This window comes from Myxococcales bacterium, assembly GCA_016703425.1.
Lineage (GTDB): Bacteria > Myxococcota_A > Polyangia > Polyangiales > Polyangiaceae > JADJCA01.
In genome coordinates, this window is sequence record JADJCA010000018.1 from 105,750 (window position 1) to 126,850 (window position 21,101).

The 21,101-nt window shown below is 68.7% G+C and carries 19 protein-coding genes; 9 read left to right on the top strand and 10 right to left on the bottom strand.

Annotated features, from left to right (window positions below; genetic code table 11):
• Positions 1 to 9: 9 nt before the first annotated feature.
• Positions 10 to 1,284, bottom strand: coding sequence for a 2-isopropylmalate synthase (locus tag IPG50_30390; protein ID MBK6696467.1), 1,275 nt, complete (start codon positions 1,282 to 1,284; stop codon positions 10 to 12).
• 128 nt (positions 1,285 to 1,412) lie between these two features.
• On the opposite strand from IPG50_30390, the gene IPG50_30395 reads away from it, so the two are divergent.
• Positions 1,413 to 2,168 carry a TSUP family transporter gene (locus IPG50_30395; protein ID MBK6696468.1) on the top strand — a complete coding sequence of 252 codons (756 nt, stop codon included), beginning with the start codon at positions 1,413 to 1,415 and terminating at the stop codon, positions 2,166 to 2,168.
• A 9-nt stretch (positions 2,169 to 2,177) separates the two neighbouring features.
• On the opposite strand, the gene IPG50_30400 is transcribed toward IPG50_30395, so the two are convergent.
• Positions 2,178 to 4,016 carry a hypothetical protein gene (locus tag IPG50_30400; GenBank protein ID MBK6696469.1) on the bottom strand — a complete coding sequence of 613 codons (1,839 nt, stop codon included), beginning with the start codon at positions 4,014 to 4,016 and terminating at the stop codon, positions 2,178 to 2,180.
• A 130-nt stretch (positions 4,017 to 4,146) separates the two neighbouring features.
• On the bottom strand, positions 4,147 to 4,968 hold the full coding sequence (locus IPG50_30405; GenBank protein ID MBK6696470.1) for a sigma-70 family RNA polymerase sigma factor: 822 nt from the start codon (positions 4,966 to 4,968) through the stop codon (positions 4,147 to 4,149).
• A 480-nt stretch (positions 4,969 to 5,448) separates the two neighbouring features.
• On the opposite strand from IPG50_30405, the gene IPG50_30410 reads away from it, so the two are divergent.
• Complete coding sequence (locus IPG50_30410; GenBank protein ID MBK6696471.1) at positions 5,449 to 6,609, top strand: hypothetical protein; 1,161 nt, start codon at positions 5,449 to 5,451, stop codon at positions 6,607 to 6,609.
• A 103-nt stretch (positions 6,610 to 6,712) separates the two neighbouring features.
• On the opposite strand, the gene IPG50_30415 is transcribed toward IPG50_30410, so the two are convergent.
• Positions 6,713 to 7,741, bottom strand: a complete 1,029-nt coding sequence (locus tag IPG50_30415; protein ID MBK6696472.1) for an iron ABC transporter permease — start codon at positions 7,739 to 7,741, stop codon at positions 6,713 to 6,715.
• A 129-nt stretch (positions 7,742 to 7,870) separates the two neighbouring features.
• Between IPG50_30415 and IPG50_30420 the strand changes: the two genes are divergently transcribed.
• A complete protein-coding gene (locus tag IPG50_30420; GenBank protein ID MBK6696473.1) occupies positions 7,871 to 8,125 on the top strand; it encodes a hypothetical protein in 255 nt (84 codons plus the stop codon).
• Positions 8,126 to 8,157: 32 nt separating this feature from the next.
• Complete coding sequence (locus IPG50_30425) at positions 8,158 to 9,276, top strand: prohibitin family protein (protein ID MBK6696474.1); 1,119 nt, start codon at positions 8,158 to 8,160, stop codon at positions 9,274 to 9,276.
• 3 nt (positions 9,277 to 9,279) lie between these two features.
• Here the strand turns inward: IPG50_30425 and IPG50_30430 are convergent, their stop codons facing one another.
• The 4 genes from IPG50_30430 to IPG50_30445 all read right to left on the bottom strand — a co-directional run bounded on the left by IPG50_30430 (position 9,280) and on the right by IPG50_30445 (position 13,900).
• A complete protein-coding gene (locus IPG50_30430; protein ID MBK6696475.1) occupies positions 9,280 to 10,107 on the bottom strand; it encodes a hypothetical protein in 828 nt (275 codons plus the stop codon).
• Between the two features lie 260 nt (positions 10,108 to 10,367).
• Entirely contained in the window at positions 10,368 to 11,144 is a 777-nt protein-coding gene (locus IPG50_30435; protein ID MBK6696476.1) for a type III pantothenate kinase, read from the bottom strand.
• A 72-nt stretch (positions 11,145 to 11,216) separates the two neighbouring features.
• Positions 11,217 to 13,376: a peptidylprolyl isomerase gene (locus IPG50_30440; GenBank protein MBK6696477.1), complete on the bottom strand. Its 2,160-nt coding sequence runs from the start codon at positions 13,374 to 13,376 to the stop codon at positions 11,217 to 11,219.
• A complete protein-coding gene (locus IPG50_30445) occupies positions 13,373 to 13,900 on the bottom strand; it encodes a YdcF family protein (GenBank protein MBK6696478.1) in 528 nt (175 codons plus the stop codon). The genes IPG50_30440 and IPG50_30445 overlap by 4 nt, the downstream gene beginning before the upstream one ends.
• A gap of 179 nt (positions 13,901 to 14,079) precedes the next feature.
• Here IPG50_30445 and IPG50_30450 point away from each other — a divergent pair, with 179 nt between their 5' ends.
• Complete coding sequence (locus tag IPG50_30450; protein ID MBK6696479.1) at positions 14,080 to 14,922, top strand: MBL fold metallo-hydrolase; 843 nt, start codon at positions 14,080 to 14,082, stop codon at positions 14,920 to 14,922.
• A 260-nt stretch (positions 14,923 to 15,182) separates the two neighbouring features.
• Here IPG50_30450 and IPG50_30455 read toward each other — a convergent pair whose 3' ends face one another.
• Entirely contained in the window at positions 15,183 to 15,377 is a 195-nt protein-coding gene (locus tag IPG50_30455; protein MBK6696480.1) for a hypothetical protein, read from the bottom strand.
• A gap of 382 nt (positions 15,378 to 15,759) precedes the next feature.
• Between IPG50_30455 and IPG50_30460 the strand changes: the two genes are divergently transcribed.
• On the top strand, positions 15,760 to 16,149 hold the full coding sequence (locus IPG50_30460; protein ID MBK6696481.1) for a hypothetical protein: 390 nt from the start codon (positions 15,760 to 15,762) through the stop codon (positions 16,147 to 16,149).
• Here IPG50_30460 and IPG50_30465 read toward each other — a convergent pair.
• Positions 16,136 to 18,196 (bottom strand): TonB-dependent receptor, encoded by a 2,061-nt coding sequence (locus tag IPG50_30465; protein MBK6696482.1) that lies wholly within the window; start codon positions 18,194 to 18,196, stop codon positions 16,136 to 16,138. The genes IPG50_30460 and IPG50_30465 overlap by 14 nt on opposite strands.
• Positions 18,197 to 18,339: 143 nt before the next feature.
• Between IPG50_30465 and IPG50_30470 the strand changes: the two genes are divergently transcribed.
• From IPG50_30470 to IPG50_30480, 3 genes are all read left to right on the top strand, one after another.
• Positions 18,340 to 19,371 carry a site-2 protease family protein gene (locus IPG50_30470; GenBank protein MBK6696483.1) on the top strand — a complete coding sequence of 344 codons (1,032 nt, stop codon included), beginning with the start codon at positions 18,340 to 18,342 and terminating at the stop codon, positions 19,369 to 19,371.
• 72 nt (positions 19,372 to 19,443) lie between these two features.
• Positions 19,444 to 20,349, top strand: coding sequence for a discoidin domain-containing protein (locus IPG50_30475; protein ID MBK6696484.1), 906 nt, complete (start codon positions 19,444 to 19,446; stop codon positions 20,347 to 20,349).
• Between the two features lie 79 nt (positions 20,350 to 20,428).
• The gene (locus IPG50_30480) at positions 20,429 to 21,088 is read left to right on the top strand and encodes a hypothetical protein (GenBank protein ID MBK6696485.1); all 660 of its coding nucleotides are present in this window, start codon (positions 20,429 to 20,431) and stop codon (positions 21,086 to 21,088) included.
• Positions 21,089 to 21,101 lie beyond the last annotated feature (13 nt).

Consider the following 21,101-nt stretch of genomic DNA (forward strand, 5'->3'; position numbering starts at 1 on the left):
GCGCGAGTCTTAGCCGCGACCTTCTTCTTTGGCGACGCGTTCGACGACGGCGAGCACTTCGTCGTTGCTCAAGATGTGGTCCACCTTCTTGGCCGTCGCGAGGATCTCGGTCACCAGCTTCTCCGTCGACGGGATGCCCCGTTGGCGCAGCCAATAGTTGACGTTGGAAGCGCCGCTCATGAAGCCGATGCAGATCTCCTGCGCCCGACCGAACATGCCCGCCGGCACGCCGCTGTAGATGCGGTCGGCCAGCCAGGCGTCGCCCTTGTTCATGGCCTTGATGATGGCCGCGGCGTGAACCCCCGTGGCCGTACGGAAAGCGTCGCGCCCCGCCAGCGGGTAGTTGATGGGAATCTGCCAATTGACCGCCTCGGCCGTTGTCTCCACGTATTCCAAGAGCTTCGTCAGATCCTGGTGCGGCAGCTGGCCCAAGAGCTTCAGGTTCAGGAGGAGCAGCTCCATCGCCGCGTTGCCGACGCGCTCGCCGATGCCGAGGGCCGTCGCGTGAACGCGGTCGGCGCCGAACTCGAGGGCCCAGATGGCGTTTTCGAGGGCGAAGCCCCGGTCGTTGTGGCCGTGCCAATCGATGCCGATGTTGTTCGTTCCGGTGCCGGCAACGACGCTCTTGGTGAACTGAATGAGGTTGCGGACGCCGTCGGGCGTGGCGTGACCGACGGTGTCGGAGAGGCAGAGCCGTGTGGCGCCGTGATCGATGGCGGTCTTGAAGAGCGTCGTGAGCACGTCGGGCCGAGACCGCGTCGTGTCTTCGGTCACGTAGCAGACGGGGAGGTTCGCTTTGACGGCGACGTCGATGGCCTCGGCGCTCCGCTTCGCGATGAAGTCGACGTCCCACTCTTCGCAATATTGACGAATGGGGCTCGAGCCGATGAACGCGTAGACCTCGACGGGGATCCCGGCCCGCTGCGACACCTCGACCATCGGCGTGATGTCACCAACGACGGTCCGCCCGGCGCAGGCGATCTTGATCCGCATCTTGCAGGAGACGACCTCCTGGCAAATGCGAAGGACGTCTTCGAAGGCGCGCTTCGAGCTGCCCGGGAGCCCCACGTCGGCCGCGTGGATGCCGAGGTCCTCCATGAGATGAAGGATCTTGAGCTTCGCCTCGATGCCCGGATCGACGACGGAGGGGTTTTGAAGTCCGTCGCGGAGGGTCTCATCGAAGAAGGTGGCATTCTCGGGAATGAGCCGACCTCGGCGGTTCACCTCGTTCCAATCGAAAATGAGCTCCGTGGCCCTCTCGGCCGACGGCAAAGGATCCGACATTCGTGCACTATAGCGTCCATCGGTCTTTCCTGGCAGCGCAGGCGGCAACGAAAACGCGCCGGCGCGTCGCCTTGGCGTCCATCTTCCGCGCTCGTTTTTCGCGCTAGTTTTCCCATGGTAAGCCCGCTTTGACGCAGCTCGTCGTTGCACTCTTTCTTGGCGGCTTCGGCGCGGGTCTGGTCGATTCCATCGCCGGCGGCGGCGGCCTGATCAGCCTACCGGTGCTCCTGGCGGCCGACCTGCCGGAGGCCCTCGCGATCGGGACGAACAAGGGGCAAGCGGTCTTCGGAGCCGTCTCGTCGGCCACCTCGTTCTGGCGACGCGGCGCCATCGATCGAGGGCGCGCGCCGGTGGCGTTCTCCTTCGGCGCCTTGGGATCGCTCGCCGGCGCGGCCCTCTTGTCGCTCATGAAACCCGAGGCGCTGAAGCCCGTCGTCATGGTGTTGCTCGTGGTGGCCGCTGTGCTCGTAATGGTGCCGAAGCGCGAGCGACAGGGCGCGGAGGCAACGTTGCGCCACGGGGTCCTGCTCTTGGCGCTCGTGGCCTTTGGCCTGGGCGCCTACGACGGGTTCTTCGGGCCCGGCGTTGGCACGTTGCTCATCGTCGCCTTCACGTGGCTCTTTGGCGATTCGCTCACGCGCGCATCGGCCAACGCCAAGGTCGTCAACCTCGCGTCGAACCTCGCGGCCTTCGCGCTCTTCGCGGCGCGAGGCAAGATCATCTGGACGTTCGCGCTACCGATGGCGGCGGGCAACATCCTCGGCGCCCTCGTTGGCTCACGACTCGCCCTTCGTCGCGGCGACCGCTTCGTACGCGTCGTCGTGCTCTTGGTGGTGACCGGCGTGGTGATCAAGCTCGGCGTGGGGCTGCTCGGCCGCCGCTGAAGGATCGACTCACCGCCGCGCGGCGCGCCGTGGCGCGAGCGCCGACGCCCCAAGGGCCCTCAAGCTTTTGCAAACTTCGTCTTCCTTGCACGGGCCAACGTCGCCCTTGGCCAGCGGCCACGAGGGGCGCGCCGCGAAGGCCGCCAGGCGACGCCGATCGCGAATGTCGGGACCGCGGAACGAGGCTGGCGCCCCCTTGAGGCTCGCCTCCACCTCGGCGCCCTGCGGTCCCGGCGAGGACGAGCCAAAGGGCACGAGCAGCGAGGGCATCAGACCGACGCGCTGGAGGGGGCTTCCATCGGGGAGGGCAAAGACGAGCGTCGTGAGGCGCAACACGCCGACGTCGCTTTCGTCTTCGAAATATTCCTGCGCGCATCCCTTGCCGAAGGTGCGCTCGCCGACGACGACACCGCGGTCGTAGGCGGAGAGCGCGCCGGCGATCATCTCGGCGGCGCTGGCCGTTCCGCGGTCGACGACGGCCGCGACGGGACCGTCCCACCGCGAGCCCTCCGGCGGCTCGGTCGCGCGATCAATCTCGACGGTGCCGTCGCGGCGCCGCATCGGAAAGAGCGGAGCGCCAGCCACGAAGAGCCCCAATGCGCCGGCGGCTCCGTCGGTGGAGCCGCCGCCATTGCCGCGGAGGTCGAGGACAACTCCGCCGAGCGGTCCTTCGGCGCGCGCCGCGTCGAGGACCGTCGCGAGCTCTTCGCCGAGGTCTTCGCGAACGTCGCGGATGGCGACGACAAGAATCTGTTGCTCGCCGTAGCGGACGCGCTCTTTGGCGAGGCCCTCGCGCGTCGCGACGACAGCCTCCGGCGACGGCACCCTCACGACGATCCCGCGCGGTGCCCTCGCGCCCTCCGAGAGCACCTCCATCTTCACCTGCGAGCGTTCATCGGCGAGCGCGTGAACGAACTGCTCAACCTGTTCGAGGGGCATGCCTGCGAGCGGAACGCCCTCGATGGACAAGACGAGGTCGCCGACGACCAAGGGCGGCAGCGGTTCGGCATCGACGCGGACGCCGAGCGCGCTCCGCGTCATAGACTCCCAAAACGGCGGCGGCGGCTTGGCCTGCAACTCCGCCTCATAGAGGCTCGCTTCTTCTTCGAAGGGTGCCCAGGCGCCGTGCGGATCCACAGCCGGCACGTAGGCGCGCAGGGCGGCGGCCAAAACGACCTCACCCCATTCCTCAGCGCTGAGCGCCGGAAAAAATCTCGCCCTCGCGGCGCTCACGAAGGCACCTGTGGTGGCGCCCGTCTGGCGCTCCAGGGCGCCGCATTGCTCACCGAGGAGCTTCGCAAGCTCGGGCGCCGGTCGCGTGACCTCGCCCGGCTCGAAGACCGACCGCGTGGGCAATGACGCAAGGCCTCCCGCTCGGCGCGCTTCGTCGAACTGCTGACGCAGCTCCGTGACGGAACCGGCGAGCCCCTTCCCGAGGGCCGCGGCCACCGCACAAGACTCCTTGCCGCGAAGCGCGTTCAAGAGGCGTCCCGCTTCTTTGCGGAGCATGTCGCCGGCGGGCGCGCCCGGCGCCGCGCTCCAGAGGCCATGCGGGTCGAGCCAATCGACGACTCCCTCGTCGAAGGCCACCTCATCGATGTCGTGCGGCCGCTCGACGAAAAGAGCGTCGACTTGCGCCACGACCGCGCGAGCGCGTTCGCAGGTGAGCGAAGGCGGCGCGCCAGTCGGCACGTGGCCCGCCAAGGGGGGCGCGTCCGTGGTTGGCGTGACGACGACGGGCCCCGCCGGTGGCTGCGCCGCGTCTCGCTTGGGGGCGCGTAGGGCGACGCCAGCGGCCACGAGCGAGGCCACGAGGAGGGCCCCCTGTTTCAAGCGCCGCCGAACCATAGGGGGACGATCGTAGCGGGGAATCACTGCCGCGCCGCAAGTTCTCCGCGACACGGGCACCGAGCGCGACCGGCGCGCTCGGGCCCGTTTGGCAGACAGACGACCGGAGAGACGGCGTCGGAGCGAGCCGTCAGACGGCTTCTGCGTAGGCGCGGAACTCTTGGAGGTGCCCGCGGAGCTTGTCGCGGGCGCGCTCTTCGAGCTGGCGCACGCGCTCCTTGCTGACGCCCAACATTTCGCCGAGGCGCTGCAGCGTGATGGGCTCATCGTTCATGAGGCGTTCGCGAACGATGAGGCGCTCGCGCTCCGAGAGCGAGCGAAGCGCCAACGACACGGCGGCCTCGGCGCGGTCGCGTCCTTCATGGGACGCCGCTTCGTCTTCGGGGCTCGGGTCGTTCGACTGGAGTCGGTCGACGGCCGGCGAAGAATCTTCGCCGACGGAGTGATCGAGGCTCATCTCGCGTGACGCCAGAAGCGGCATCAACATCTCAACGCGTTCGCGGGAGAGCCCGGAGGCCTGCATGAGCGAGTCGACGTCGCGCACCGTGGACGTTCGATAAGCGCGGAGGGCCTTGCGCTCGCCCTTCGTGGTGCCGAGGCGCACGACTCGGTAGGAGCGAACCACGTATTCGCGAATCTCCGCGCGAATCCAGTAGGCCGCGTAGGTGGCGAGGCGAACGTCTCGCTCGGGATCGAACTTCTTCGCCGCGCGGAGCAGACCAAGGTTGCCCTGTTGGACGATGTCTTCGAGGGGGATTCCCCAGCGCCGGTACTCCAGCGCGATGGCGATGACGAACGGGAGGCACGCTTCGACGATCTTTTCGCCTGCCGCGTTGTCGCCGGCGAGCCAGCGTCGCGCCAGATCCCTCTCGGTCTCACGGTCGAGCGGCGTCACGCCCTGAAGGTTGTTTCGATATGCGCGGAGAGATGCTCCATCGAACGCCGATGCCATGGGGTCCTCGCTTCTCTGCCGGCCCCGAATCGGCGACGGCCTCGTCCTCTCTGCATCGGGAGTGCCAGATCCAGGAGTCCGCCAAGGTGCCGTATTCCTTGGAAACCGCTCACGCCTGGTCAGCAAAATCGTCGAATCGCTCAAATACGTGCGCAACGGTTTCGCGAAAGCCCCTTTACACAACTTCACAAAATCGACATTTTCCTAAACGATGTTGGATGGTTTTGCCTAAACCAAGCGGGCGAGGAGCCTCCCAAGCGAATCGCTCATGGCGCTCCGTAAAATCGCCCATTCCGATCACCTCCGAACGTGGCGCCGAGGCAACGAGCCGCTGCAGGGCGCGCCCGTCGGAGGCGCCCGACGCCGAGCGCTTCGCGCCGGCGAACCGGGATGACTTCCATCGGACGTACCGACGCTGGTACCGTCCCGGCCTCCGAATTTCGTGCCCGCCGAACCACGCGGGCCGCGCGAGGCAAAACCATGTCCGAGACTACTTCCACCAATGGCGCAACCGTCACCCCGTCCGGCGGAGCCGCGATCCTCGCGCCCGTGACGGCCTTCCCGAATGGCATCCCGAGCAACGCGCTCATCCTCATCCCGCTGGGCCAGAACGGTCAGCCGCTCGAGAAGGAGATCGTGAACGGCCCGGTGGCGCTCAAGGAAGAGGACGTTTGGAAGCTGCTCGGCTTCAACGGGCCCGCGGTGCAAGTGCAGGACGACCAGGGTCGCCCCATTGCCATCGGCCTCGAGGATCTCCTGGCGGGCCTTGAGAAGCACTGGACCGAAGCGAGCGACGATCTCGGCCGCGGACGCATCTACGCCCAGGAGCTCATCAAGTACGGCCGTCACGCGAAGGCCGAGGCGGTCCTCGCGAAGATCGTGGCCCTCGGCGGCGACGGTGAAGACTGGCTCGCCCTCGGTGTGACGCAGCTGCAGGAGAAGAAGTTCGACAAGGCCGAGGCGACGCTCCGCGGCGCGCAGAACCTCCTCAAGGACAACCCCTTCCCGGCGCTCCACTTGGCCCGCGTCGCCCACGAGAAGAAGGACGCCAACGGCGAGCGCGAGTCGACGATGCGCGCCATCCAGATCGACGCCCGCTGCGTCGATGCCTGGGCCTACCTCACGAACTACTATCGGGAGGCCGGCGGCGCCTCACCGGACGCGGAGGCCAAGGCCATCGCGCAGGTGGAGGAGCTGGCCAACGCACCGGTGAACGCGAAGGTGGCGGCGCCGTACATCGCGCTCCAAGGGTTCTACGCCGGCGAAGAGGCGACGCGCGACAAGGCCATCGGCTTCGCGCAGAAGGCCGTCGCACGAGCGCCCGACGACGCGCTGGCGCTCTTGTGCCTGTCGGCCCTCTACGGCCAGGCGGGCAAGCTCGATGAGGTCGTCAAGCTCCTCGCGCCGCACGAAGCGAAGATGCTGAAAGACGTTCGCATCGCGCACAACTATTTCGAAGCGCTCTTCCAAGCGCGCGACATGGCGAAGGTGACGGCGCTGCTCAACAAGCTCGCGACCTCGCAGGTGCGAGACGTCAAGCAGTTCGCCATCGAACGGTCCCGCGCGATTTCGCAAATGCTCGCGCAGCAGCAGGCGGCGCTCGCGGCATCGACGGGCGCGGCGGGCGGCCCCGGCGCCTAGCCCTGAGCGGGCGTTCGAGGCAACGCCGAAAAGCGGCGTGCGGCGTGCGGTATATGGGGCTCGCGATCGAGAGATCGCGGGCCCTTCGCCTTTCTTGGCAACCCTAGCGTTTCCGCATCAAGAGCAAGAAGAGCGGGCCGCCCAAGAGCGCGGTGACGGCGCCGACCGGCGGCTCGGTGCCGAGCCAGTGGAAGAGCGAGCGGCTCACGAGATCGCAGGACACAAGCACGGCCCCGCCAAGGCAGAGAGACACGGGCAACGCGACGCGGAGGTCGGGCCCTACGAGCTTGCGCACGGCGTGGGGAACGATGAGTCCTACGAAGCCGATGAGGCCCGTCACGCTGACGATGGCGCCAACGACGAGTGAACACGCGAAGAACGTCCGACGCTCGAGGGCGACCACGTCGACCCCGAGCGCCGAGGCCGGCGCGTCGCCGAGCGCAAGGAGGTTGAGGCGGGCCGCGTCTCTCACGAGGAGCGCGACGCCGAGGCTCGTGTAGAAGAGCACGAAGGCGAGCGCCCGCGTGCTCGGCACGTCCAAGAAACCCATGAGCCAGAAGAGCAGCTCTTGCGTCTTGGCGGCGGTCACGAGGGTCTTCAAGAACGTGATGGCCGCCGAAGCGATGGCGTTCACCACCACACCGGCCAACAAGATGGTCGTCCCGGTGCCGTCGGCGCCGCCCCTGACGAGCCCGTAGACCAGCGTCGTGGCGAGGAGGCCGCCGAGGAGCGCCAAGAGGGGCACGAGCGAGGCGCCGAAGAGCGTGGCGCCCGTAAGGCCGAGGAGTATGGCGACCGTTGCGCCGAGCGCCGCGCCGCCCGAGACGCCGAGGACGTAGGGCTCCGCGAGCGGGTTACGGAGCACCGCTTGAAACGCGAGCCCCACGGCGGAGAGGCCGGCTCCCGCGACGACGCCGAGCAGCACGCGCGGCAGCCGCGCCTCGACGAGGATCGTGCGATCGAGGGACGACGCGTCGACGAGGGCGCGCCAAAGGGAGGTCGATTGGGTGCCGAAGAGCAGCGCAAGGGCCACAGCGACGGCCAAGAGGGCCACCGACAGAAGGAACCAACGCACGCCGTGGCCCGCGCGCTTGCCCGCGGTGTCGTGCCATTGGGTGCCTGCCGAGACCATCGAGCCGTCTTACACCGGAGCGCCGAGCGCGCGAAGGCGAGCCACCGCTCCGCGGGGCCCCCTCGCGCAATATCGCGATGGCGGGCGCGCTCGTGGACGCCACGGGCTCGCGGACCTAACCTGGCCACGTTGATGCCCTATCGCGACGAGCTGGAAGCCTTGCGCGCCGAAGTCGCTCGACTTAACGCGGCCCTCGCGCGGAGGCGCACGGGCCACGGTCGCCTCACGCTCATCTTGCTCGTGCTCGAGCTTGGGGCCCTCTTCGCGTTTCAGCCCTGGCTCAACGCGACCAACGACGCGAAATTTTGGGCCGGCGTCCTCGTCATCGTCGGACTCTTCCTGCTCGCGCTCGCAAGCGCATACCGCACTCGCTCCGCTGACTGATCTTCACCGATTCTTCGAGGCATCCGAACATCATGGCAAACGACTTCGACTCTGCTTGGCTCGTGCGGACGGTCCGCCGCATCGGCCTCACGATTGGCATCGTCGTCGCGACGGTCGTCGTGGGCTGCGCGACGACCACGCGCATCGACGCCGGACACGTGGGCATTCGCGTCCGCCTCGCCGGCAGCGATCGCGGCATCGCCGACATGCCGACGGTGACCGGTTGGGTCTTTTACAACCCGCTCACGGAGCAAGTCGTCATCTTCCCGACGAGCGTGCAGAACATCGTTTGGACCGCAAGCGCCCACGAAGGCAAAGCCATCGACGAATCCATCACGTTTTCGTCCACGGAAGGCGTGAACATCAACGCCGACGTGGGCCTGTCGTTTCACATCGAACCGAGCCTCGCGCCAAAGCTCTACGGTCGCTTTCGACAGAACAACATGCTCGTGCTCGCCGACGGCTACATCAGGAACGCCGTGCGCGAGAGCTTCGGCGAAGTCGCCTCGAAGCTTCCTGTGCAGGAGATCTACGGCCCCGGAAAGTCGAAGATGCTCGCCGAGGTCGCGCAGAAGTGCCGCGAGATGCTCGGCAAGGATGGCATCGTGATCGATCAGCTCACCATCAACGGCTCACTGCGGCTGCCGCAGAACGTGGCCGACGCCATCAACCGCGCCATGGAGGCGACGCAAAACGCCATCCAGAGCGAGAATCGCGTTCGCCAAGTGCGCGCGGAGGCGGACCAAGCGGTGACGCAAGCGCACGGCCAAGCCGAAGCGACGCGGCAGAAGGCGCAGGGTGAAGCCGACGCCATCTTGATTCGCGCGCGCTCCGAGGCGAAGGCCAACGAGATCATTCGCCTCTCCATGTCACCGACGGTCCTTCAGTACCGCTCGCTCGAGCGTTGGGACGGAAAGCTCCCGACGTTCAACGGTGGCGGAGCGATGCCAATGTTGACCTTCGACGCGGCAAAGCTCGCGAGCGGGCTCGACGAAGCGACCCGAGAAAAGAAGCTCAAGGAGCTCCTCGCCGAAGAAGCCGCGAAGGCGACGCAAGCGGCCGCCGTGCCGACTGTCGCGCCTCCGCCGATGCCTGCGCCGCCGAAGCAACCGGTACCGGTCACGCCAGCGCCGGCGACTCCCCCGAAATAGGGCTCACTCTTCGTGGACGCGGCCGTCGCTGTCGATCTCGACGACGCGCGGGCGTTCGGCGGCGCTCTTCGCGGGCAACGTGACCCGCGCGCCGCCGGGGAGCGACTCGGCGAGGATGCGCGTCCACGGCGCCGCGCGCGCGATCTCGCCGAGATCACGGCCCTCGGTAAAGAGAGGCGTCCCCGCGAAGTCGTAGCGAAACGCGATGAGGTGAGGTCGCGCGTCGGCCGCGCCCCCGTCCTTCGTCGACGAGCGAGCGAGGACCTGAAATACGAAGAGCGTGTCTTCCGTGTCGAAGGCCAAAGAGATCGGCGCGGGCAGCGTCGACACGGCGCCGACGGGGACGCCTTCGCGAGGCAGCGCGATGGTCGCATCGTGCCGCACGAACTGGAGGCGACTGCCTTGGATGCGCGAGCAGACGACGGCGGTGCCGCGCCGCGCGTAGGCGGCCGACACGAACTGACAATCGTCGCTTCGAAGCACGACGAGGTCGGTGAAGGGCGTTCCGTCAGCATCGAGGAGACGGCCCGCCACGACGCGCGCCGGCACGTCGTACGCGAGGAGCATGACACCGCCGCCGGAGCGCCCCACGATGACCGGCTCGCGAACCGGCGTAAGCATCGCGACCGTCGGGTGCGTCTTCTCCCAAAGAAGCTTGCGCTCCCGATCCTCGACGATGAGGAGAGGCAAGGAGTCGACTTCACCGGGACGCTGCACCAAGGTCGCCGCGCCGCCGCCGAGCAGACTCGCCCGCTGCACGGCGAGCGGTGACGCTGACGCTGACGCTGACGCTGGCGGTGACGCTTTGAAATGCGCGCGCACCTTCGACATGAAGGGTCGCAGGGCCGGCTCGTCTTCACCCTCGCTCGCCCGGGAGAACGGCGGCTCTCCCACAAGCGGCCCCGCGAGACCCGCGCGCGTGGGCCGCGGCGGTGTTTCGGCAAGACGAGGAGGCGGAGAGACCGAAGGGCTGGCGTTGTTCGACGCGGAGGCCGCGGCGGCGTCACCCACGGCAGCGTCCACGGCGGAGGGCCGACGACACCCCGCCGCAGCGAACGCGGCGACGAACGCTAGCGCTTGGAGCGGGCTCGTCACGGCGCCGGGTCGCGGTTCCGCTCGTAGAGCAGTCGCAGGCCGCGAAGGGTCAGGTCGTCGTCGACGACGCGGATGCTCTGAGAGAGCGGCCCAATGCGAGACGCGAGGCCGCCGGTGGCGATGACATCGCAAGAAAAGTCGAGCTCGCCTCGGATACGCGCGACGACGCCGTCGACGAGACCGACGTAGCCGTAGACGATGCCCGACTGCATCGAGTGGATGGTGTTGCGGCCCACGACCTTGGGCGGCTGCGCGATCTCGACGCGCGGCAGCTTGGCGGCGCGCGCGAAGAGCGCATCGGCGCTGATTTGAATCCCCGGCGCGATGACGCCGCCGAGGTATTCGCCCTTGGGCGTCACGCAGTCGAAGGTCGTCGCCGTGCCGAAGTCGACCACGATCACGCCGGCCTTCACCTTGTCGAAGGCCGCCACCGAGTTCACGATGCGGTCGGCGCCCACCTCGCGCGGATTGTCGACGAGGATCGGCATACCGCTCTTGATGCCGGGCCCCACCACAAGCACTTCGCGGGAAAATCCCCGACGCGCAAGCGCGACCATCGGCTCCGTCAACGACGGCACGACACTCGCGACGATGACCGCGTCGACCTTGTCGGCGCGAACGCCGGCGTGGTCGAGCAGCTCGTGGAGCACGACCATGTATTCGTCAGACGTGCGCGCCCGGCTCGACTCAACGCGAAACTGATGCAGCAGCGTCTCGCCGTCGTAGATGCCGTAGACGATGTTCGTGTTCCCGACGTCGATGGCGAGGAGCATTCCCCATGCTTAGAGCAAAGCTCGCAGCCTGACCACGGCGGAAGTGCGCGACGTCTTGCCCCCGTCGACGCGTCACGGACCGTCTTGAACCTTGACGTCGGCGACCACGTCGCCTTCGGCGACGGCGTCCCAGGGGCCGGAGGCGCGACCAACGTGGGCGTAGTCGCCATCCAGGTGCGGCACGCGGGAAAGGGTCACGAAAAACTGCGACGACCCCGTGTCGCGGCCCGCGAGCGCCATGCCTACGTCGAGGGGTCGGAAGGCCGCGGGCGACGTCTCGCACCGGAGCAGCTTGCCCGAGCCGCCGTAGCCGTCGCCGCCGGGATCGCCGAGTTGCACCACGAAGGCGGGAACGACGCGATGCACGACGACCCCGCGGAAGAAGCCGCTCTTGGCGAGCGACACCATTCGCGTCGCAGTCACGGGCGCGAGGCTAGGGTCGAAGGCGACGGTGAGCTCCGCGCCAGAGACGGAGAAAATCACCTTCGTGGGTCGCGCGAGGAGCGAATCGAGCTCCGGCGCGGCCGCCGCCTCCTTCCCGTCGCACTTCGTGGTGGCCGGCTCCGAAAGGGACGCGAGGGCTTGTTTTCCCTTCTGCCTTAGCGTCGTGTTCGAGTCGGCGCAGGCCGCGAGCGCGAGCGCCTTCGCCAGGGGATGGAGCGAAGCGACGGACGCGTCGAGGAGGGCGCCCTTGGTCTCGACGAGATCTTCGCTCCACGGCGTCTCGGCGGCGCTCTTGAGGGCCTCCTCGATTTCGGGAGCGAGCTTCGCCCGCGGCCCTGGCGCGAAGAATCGCGACGGGTTCGATTTGATGAGGTCGGCGGCGGTGGCCACGAGCCCCGCCTTCTTTGAGAGCAGCGCGTCCCGCACCGGACCGATCACGTCGCCCCCTAGCTCGGGGTGAGTCGCCGTGGCCTCCAAGGCGGCCTCACGAACGCGCAAGTGAGGGCTGTTCTTTGCCAGCGCGAGGAAGCGCCCGCGACGGGCGCCGACGAGGCCTCCACTCACGAGCGAACGAAGAACCGCGCGCTCACGCGTCGCGTCACCGTCGGGGCCGCAGCGCACGAGCACCTCGGCGGCGTCGTCACCGTGCGCGAGTCCGAGGGCGGCCTCGCATCGGACCGCCACGATGCCGCGCGCGACGGGCGACTTTGGGTCCTCCGGAAGCGGCAGCGACGCGAGCGCAAAGAGCGTCTTTTGCGCGGCGCCGTCGGCCTTGCCTTCCTTGCCTTCTACCTTGCCGAGGGCCGCGAGCAACGCGACGAGGAGATGATGCCCCGCGCCGCTCGCCAACTCGCGGTACGGCGACAGCCGCTCGAGCGCGAAGAGCGCCGCGGCGCGGCCCGGAGTTCCGCTCTTTTCAAGACCTCGGGCGGCCTCGATGCGCTCCGCAAGCGTGGAAGCACCGTCCAACGCGACGGCGCGAAGCTCGTCGGTCGCCTGGGCCTTCGCGAGGGCGCGCACGGCAAAGATGCGCGTTTCGCCCGGGCCCGCGAGCGCGGCTCGCGCGACCTCGCGGAGGCGCGGTCGGAAGGTCTCCGGAACCGGCGTCATGCGGCTCCACGGGAAGAGCGCCCCGCGGTCGCCTTGCCGCACCGGTGACGTCGTGGCCGCCTCGAGCAGCACGGTCATCGACTCGTCGGAAAGCGTGCGCCGCGCGGCGATGTCGCCGAGCGCGTACCCCGACGCCTCGGCCATGGCGCCGTCGCTCTTTCGCCAACTGGCCAAGGTCCGCTCGGCGAGCTCGGTCCCGCAGCGACCAAGGGCACGCGCGATGGCGAAACGCGCGTCGGCCGCGGCGGCGCCCGCGTCCGCGCCTTCCAAGGTTGTCGCGCGCGCGACGAGCGCGCGAACGTGGACGTCAGGTTGCAGTTTGCACACATAACCCAGCCCGTAGGCTGACCACATGACGATCTCGGGATCCTCGTCGGCGAGACGCGCGCGGAGCGCCGCGGCGGCCGCCTCATCGCCGATGCGGGCGAGGCCCCGCGTGGCGAGGCGACGCACCGCGACATCCGCCGGGGGCTCACCTGCCAGCGCCGCGGCGAGCTCCTTCGCGCTCCGTCGGTCTTCTGCGCGTGCGAGCTCGCGAAGGTCAACGACCGGCGCAGGCGTCGCCATCGGGCCGGCGTCGGGGACGGCGCTTGTGGGCGGGCGACGACAAGCGCTGGTGCTCGCGGCCGCGAGCAGCCCACACGCGAGCCGCCACCTCGCCGCGCGAGTGCTGCTCACGATCTGGCCTCTCCCTGGTGTGCGGTCGCGACGTGATGGGTTGCGGCCAGCGCTCGCGCATCGACCCACGACGCGCCCCGCTCTCGCAGCGCTGCGTAGAGGCCACTCAAGAGCCCCGAAGCCGGCTCCTCCGCGGCGCATGGGGAGACACGAAGGCCCTCGCGTTCGAACCACATGACAGCGCGAGGCATGTGGCTCGCGGAGGTCACCAGCTCGATGGCGCGGGTGCCGTGACGGCGCAGGAGTTCGGCGGCGTAGCGCGCGTTTTCTCCCGTCGAATGCGAGCAGCGCTCGCGCACGATGTCGGTACGCGAGACGCCGCCGTGACATAGCTCGTCTGCGAAGGCATCGGCCTCGACGACGCCGTCCCAGGCGCGGCCGCCCGCGACGAACACCATCCGTGGTTCGGCCGCGAGGTATCGCTCAAGGGCGCGGTCGCAACGACGGCGGGCGACCCCCGCGAGCCGCGGCGGGTTGCCACGGACCGTCAGGCGACAACCGAGGACGACGAGGGGTGTCTTCAAGGGAGCCGTCCCTGAGAGCGGGGGCCACGACCCAACGCCGGGCGGTGGAAGGTTACCTGGCATTGGGTCCGGCGGGAGGCCCTGCTTCCATTCTCGGTTCCGTTCGCGAACGCGAACAGCGAGCGGTGTCGATGCCCGTTGACGCCATGCGCTTTTGGGCCGTATCACGAGCAACTGCCATGCGGATCACCTTCTGGGGAGTGCGCGGAAGCATCCCGACGCCGGGGCCCCAAACCGTCGAAATCGGCGGCAACACGAGCTGCGTGGAAGTCCGCGCGGGAAACGCCATCGTCATCTTCGACGGAGGCACGGGACTCCGTCTGCTGGGGCAGAAGCTCCTCGCAGAGATGCCTCTCACCGCCCACATCTTCTTCAGCCACGTCCACTGGGATCACATCCAGGGATTTCCGTTTTTTGCCCCCGCGTTCATTCGCGGCAACACGTTTCTCCTCTACGGCGGCGGCGGCAACGTCACGCGCACGCTCGAGGAGACGCTCGCTGGCCAAATGGAGAACCCGAGCTTCCCTGTTCATCTGACGGAGATGGGAGCCCGCATGAGCTTCCGCGACCTTCGCGAAGGTGAGCTCGTCGAGATCGACGACGGCGCTGGCGATCGCGTCCGCATCACGTCGGCGCACGGCAACCACCCGAACGGGGTCATGGCCTACCGCATCGAGCACAAGGGCCACGCGGTGGTCTACGCGACCGACACCGAGCACTACTCGACCATCGATCCGAAGCTCGCCCTGCTCTCGAAGGACGTCGACGTGTTGATCTACGACGCCATGTACACGCCCGAGGAATACGCGGGCCAGAGCGGCGGCGGACCAAAGCTCGGCTGGGGTCACAGCACCATCGACGAAGCCGCCAAGCTGGCCAACGCGGCAGGCGTGAAGAAGCTCGTCCTGTTCCACCACGATCCCGGCCAGAGCGACGCCGCCGTGCGTGAGAAGGAACGACGCACGCGCGAGTGGTTTGCCAACACCGTGGCCGCCCAAGAGGGCTTGTCGATCGAGCTTTGATGCGCCTGGCAACAGCACCCGCGCTAGCGTTCGCGCTCGTTGCCGGTGCGCCAACCGAGGCCGGGGCCGAGGAGGCGCAGGCCCCTGCCACGACGACGCCCATCGCGAGCGCGAGTCCGTCGTGCGAGCCGGACTGGCCCGCCAAGGTCTACCCGCGCGTGCGCCAGTCGGTCGTTCGCCTAGAGACCGCCGGACGCGTCGGCGCGGGGTTTCTCTACGGCGACTCCCGACACGTCGCGACCGCGTTCCACGTCGTCGAGCTAGGGCGCGCCATCACGGTGCGCTTCGCGCCGGAAAAGCTCCTCGCGCCGGTCGTTCGAGAAGGCACCGTCGTCGCCTTCGATGCGCTCCACGATCTCGCCATCGTCGAGCTCGACGCCCCCGTCTCGCCGGGACCGCTTTTGCCCGCCGAAAGGAGTCCGGTCGTCGGGTCCGAAATCATGGCTGTCGGGCATCCGTACGCCGGCCCATCCGAGCGCGCCGGCCTTTCGCTGGACGGCCTCCTCGGCTGGTCGGCGGCACGCGGCATCGTCAGCGCAAGCAACGGCGAGCAGATTCAGACCGATGCGTCCATCAACCCCGGCAACAGCGGAGGTCCGCTGGTCGACTGCACAGGCCGCGTCGTCGGGATCGCCTCGTGGAAGATCGCCAGCGGCGACAACCTCGGGTTCGCGATCCGCAGCGAGTACCTGGATCGCTTGGGGCAACAGAGGCGACGCCCCTATTGGGGCCGATGGACGGGAGCGGGAGGCTCTCGTTCTTGGCGCACGCCTCGAGCGAGCGGCCGTATTCGGCCTCGGCATCGGCCTGGGCGCCACCATCCTGGACCGCGCCGACGTGATGCTGCGTGGCGCCTACCTCTTTGGTGTGGCGACGGACAGCGGGCCCGTCATCACCGACGGCAGGCGCCGGCTCTTCGCGTCGTTGGAGGCGCGGGCGAGACTCCTCGTGTGGCCGAAGCGCGGCTTCTACGTCACGCTCGGCGGCGGCGCCGCGTACGCCGACGACCGAGAGACCTCGCGCCGCTTCGTCGTACAAACGACCTGCGTCGGCTGCGCGCCCACGCTCGACGCGATCACCGAAGAGCGCGCTTCGCATGGCTTCGCGCCGATGTTCACGGCTGCCCTCGTGAGCCCCGGCGGCGAGCTTGGCTACAGCTTCGTCGCGGCCCACGGCACAGCGCCGAGCGCCACGCACCAGTTCGCGCTGAGCTTCACGGGGCGCTGATACGCCCACCGGCGCGGTACCGAAGCGACGCCATCAGCGTTCGCCCCGGGAGCGGATACGTCCACGCGTCGGAGGCCGGGAGCGGTACCGGGCCCGTCGCGCCGTCGTAGGTCACGACGCGGAGGTCGAAGAGGTTCTTCGCCTCGAGCCCCGCGTCGAGGCCCGGCGCGCCGGGGACGGCGAGCCGCACGCCCGCGGACGAGAGCGCACGCGTGGGCACGAGGACCGTGCCTTGGAGGTCCGCCGCGATACCGGCGACGACGTCGACGCCGTAGCGGACGCGTAGCGGGCCCAATACCGCCGCGACGTCGAAGACGACGTCGTGTTCGGGACGCCCCGGCAGGCGCGGCCGTTCGCACTCACCGACGCGCGCAGCGCAGGCGCCTTCACCGAGGTTCTTGGCGGATAGCCACGTGTACACCGCACGCATCTCGAACGGCGAGAGCTTCGCCGACACTTCGCCCTCGGCCCCCAGCAGCGTCGCTTTGCCGATGTTCTCCGCCTTGGCTCGACCGAAGGCGCCCACGGGAACGAACGTGATGAGGTTCTCGGCGAAGGTCGCAAAGCCGGTGAGCGCGAGCGCGAGGCGAAGTGCGCCGATGCGAGGCGTGACGCGAAAGCCCGCGTCGAGCGTCTTCGCCGTCTCTGGCAGAAGCTCCGCGTTCGGCAAGAAGGCGCCGCGGTTTCCGAACAGCTCGACGAAGGCCGGCGCGCGCGCGGTCGTTCCACCGTGCGCCGCAAAGGAGACGAGCGACGTCACCGCCTCGAGGCCGCCGTGAGCCGTCGGCCGAAGCTCGGTCCGCGTTCCCCCTTCGCGACCGTCGTCGGACCAGCCATCGACGCGGGCGGCGCCCGCGAAGGTGAGGCCCCGCGAGAGCGGCACCTCGAGATCGGCGCCGAGGCCCATCCGCGAGCGCCGAGCCCCGAGCGGCGCGCCACCGTTGGTGCGCCCTGGCGCGTAGCGCTCCCCGCTTCCGTCGCCGACGACCTCGAGGCGCGCGCGCTCGCCGAGCGCGCGGCGATAGCTCAGCGCGCCGCCGGCCAGGATGAAGGCGTCGCCCTCGTGCGTGGCGCTGAAGGTCCCTCGCGAGCGGAGCGACTGCTCATCACGGCGACCGTAACCGCGCAAGAGCAGCGTGCCACCGCCTACCTCGCTCGCGAGTTCCATGACGGGCAGAAGGCGGCTCGTCGAGAGCTGATCGAAAGGCGTCGGGTCGAGGAGCGTGCCGGGGAGCTCTTGCCGCCTCGCCTGACCGATGAGCGTCATTCGCAGGGAGCCGCGGTGGTTCGGTGACCATGCGACGGGCCTCACGTAGGAGACGAGCCCGCTGGCTTGTGCGTGCCCGCCATTTCTGCGGCGCGCGAAGGTGCGGCCCGTCCCGTCGGGAGCGAGCGCGTCGAACTCGTCGTCGCTGCGCGACGCGGAGACCGCCGTGGTGAGCTCGCCCACCGAGAGGGGCCGCGCATCGGCGACGCGCATGCGCGCGGCGCCTAGCGAGCCGTAGGCTCCGTAGACGTCGGTGACGGCGTGGCCCATGGGGCGCGGCGGCGAGAGGACGAGCGTGCCTCCGAGGGAACCGGGCCCTAGGCTCGCTGGGGCAAAGCTCCGAAAGGCGCGCACCTGGACGCCGGGCCACACGGGCAAGGACCCGAGGTCGAGCGTCGGATCGCTGCCGCCCGTCAAAGGAACGCCGGCGAGCACGACGGCCACCTGGCTCGAACTCGAACCGCGAATCGACAGCGTGGCGAAGCCGTCGTCGGCGCCGAGACGACGCACGTGCACGCCCGGCAAGCTCTCGACGAGGCTTGCGGCGTCGGTGGTCTCGCGCGGCGTGTCTCCCTCGCGAGCGCGCGCCACAAAGCCCGCCGCTTGACCGCCGCGAACGCGGACCTCGTCGTCAGGCGCTGGCTCATCGGCCCACGCGTGGGCGGCGACGGAGGAGACCGCGCCGGCGACCACAGCCCCCAGGAGTCGCGCGCACGTTTCATGCCTAGCCCACGTTTGCATCGGACGCGCGCCGGCGACGGGACGAGCAAAGAACGCCATGGGATCGCCCGGACGGCGCGCGGAGCATAGCCGTATCGGGCGACTCAGACCGCCGCGAACGTCGCAAAAAGACGCGGCCTGCGCGGTTCCGCCCGCCCTCGGCTTTCAGATCCCGCCCGGCTCCCCTATCCTCTTCGGACTCCATGTCGACAGCGCGCATCCTCCTCGCGATCCTCGGGCTCGCGGTCCTGATGATCGTCCACGAGGGTGGACACTACTTGGCGGCGCGCCACTTCGGCATGCGCGTCCTTCGGTTCTCCATCGGCTTCGGGCCCACGATCTACAAGCACCAGCCGCCGGGGAGCCCCACGGTCTACCAGATCGGCATCATTCCCTTCTTGGCCTACGTGCAGATCGCAGGCATGAACCCTTGGGAGGAGAACGATCCGAAAGACAAGGGGAGCTACGCGAACGCGTCGCTCTGGGGCCGCGTCGTCACCATCGCGGCAGGCCCCCTCGCCAACTACTTCTTCGCGTCGATCTTCATCTTCTTCGCCTACGTGTTGGGCGGAAAATTCATCGTCGACGAAGCCTCCACGCGCGTCGAGATCATTCCCGGTGGACCGGCGGCGAAGGCCGAGCTCATCGACGGCGATCGAATCCTCGCGGTCAACGAACAGAAGGTCGGCACCTGGGAAGAGCTGCGCAAAGCCATCAGCGCGCACCCCGGCGAGAAGGTCGACCTCACGGTGGAGCGCAAGGGAGAGACGATTCACAAGTTCGCGACGCCGGGCCCGAAGGGCGGCGAGTCGGCGGGGCGCATTCAAGTTAGCCCGGAGACCAAGAAGGTCCCCGTCACGTTCCGCGAGGCTGCGTGGTTGAGCGTTCGCGATCCACCGCTCGTCATCGTCGCCGTCATCAAGGGTCTCACGAGCGTCAAGATGGACGACCTGAGCGGTCCCGTTGGCATCGTGAAGGAGACGGCGCGCGCCATCAGCCGCGGCCCTGCCGACGCGTTGCGCTTCTTAGGAGCGCTCAGCGCCTACCTGTGCGGCTTCAACCTGCTGCCCTTCCCCGCGCTCGACGGGGGTCGACTCTTGTTCCTCGGCTTCGAGGCAGCGGCGAGGCGCAAGCCTGACGCCAAGGTCGAGGCGCAAATCCACGCCGTCGGGCTCATCATGCTGCTCGCGTTGCTGGTGGTCGTGAGCTTCCGCAACGACATCTTCGGCCGCTGAACGGCGAGGGCTCGCCCACCTCCCCGACGAGCCCACATTGACGAGGAGACCGAGAGCGCATCCAATGGCCGGATGCGCCTTCGACACATCCTCGGGTTGACCTTCGCCGTGGCGCTCCTTGCCGAGGCGTGCGCCGAGACCACTGAGGGCGTCGGTGGCGGCGATGAGCCGGCGGACGCGGCGGTGGACGGTGCGAGCACGAAGCCCGACGCGAAGACAACCGATGGCGCAACGAGCACCGAGGACGCGGAAGCACCCGACGCCTCGACCAACGACGGGGGCAAGGGCGACGCTACGGCGCTCGACGCCACGGCACTCGATGCGTCGGCCCAAGACGCCAATGTCGTAACAGACGCCACCGTGGTGGTGGACGCGACGAAGCCCGATACAGGAACGGCCTCGGACGGCTCACCGCCAGACGGTGCGTTGGGTGCGAGCGACGCGAGCGTCGTGCCCCCCGTCTCGAAGCTGCCCGACGGAGGCGCTTGCCCCGGAACCATCGTCAACCCGACTTGTGCGGTGCCAGCAGGCAACTTGGCGCGCTGTGGAACCGCTGCCGCGTCGAGCGTCTACTCGGCGAGTTGGCCGGAGGCCCACCTGAACGACGGCCTCCTCGACACGAGCTGGTACTCGGCGGTCGACGAATGCCCGGCGGGAGTGTGCGCGAACACGCTCTACGCAGAGGTTGAGTTCAACGCGCCGCGTGCCGTGCGCCGCGTGAAGCTCTACGGCAACGGCGACAGCTACCAAGACGGCTACGACGTGCTTACGGCGAGGATTCAACTCATCGATGGCGGGGGGAATGTCGTCGGGACCGCCGACGTGACGACCACGCGCGGTGCTGACCCGAACGGCAACGCCGAAGTGAGCTTTGTGAACGCGTTGCCCTGCATTAAGAAGGTCCGCGTCATTCCACTGACGATGCAGACGGACAACACGGGCCCGGGCATCGGTGAGATTGAGGCCTTCGCAAATTGAAGCGTGAAAACCGCAGCGGCTCGCGGCGTTTTTCGCCGGTCCGGCTGCACCGCCTCCCAGGTCGTCTATACCTCGCGTCATGAAGCGACGTCTCGCGTGGGCGCTGGGCCTTTCTTGTCTCGCGGCGTCGTTCTTGGCCGCTGCGTGTGGCGACGAGGAGAGCCCCGAAGGTGCAACCCCCGGCACGGGGGCCGACGCCAGCGCGACGAACGAGGGCGGCGCAGAGAGCGATGCCTCGAGCACCGCGGATGCGAAACCGCTCCCGGAGGCTTCAGCCGAGGCGGCGACGCCCGACGCGTGCAGCGGCGGCGACGCGGGCATCGGGGCGGCCTGCAGCAAAGACCTCGACTGCACCTGCGGGAATGTCTGCGCGGGTACGGGCTGCGTGCGAAAAGCCGCGTGCGACGAGGCCGTGCTCTCGTGGGACGGGCCGACAACCTACGCCGACGGCCGGTGCGTCGAGACGCTCGCCGGCTTCAAGCTCTACGGCAGTCGCGACGGAGGCGCGGACGCGGCCGACGCAGCGACGAGCCTCGTCAACGACGTAGGTAACCCGTGCGTGCCCGGGGTCCTGGTGGCCTGCGGCGACGCGGGAAAAATGGTCGCGATGCCCTCGTGCTCCGCGCGCGTTGGCGCGCTCGTGGATGGCACGTGGACCTTCACGGTCACGGCCTACGACGACGCTGGCGTCGAGAGTCCGCCTTCCGTGTCCGCGACCAAGATCATCGACTGCCCCTAGAACGTCATCTCTC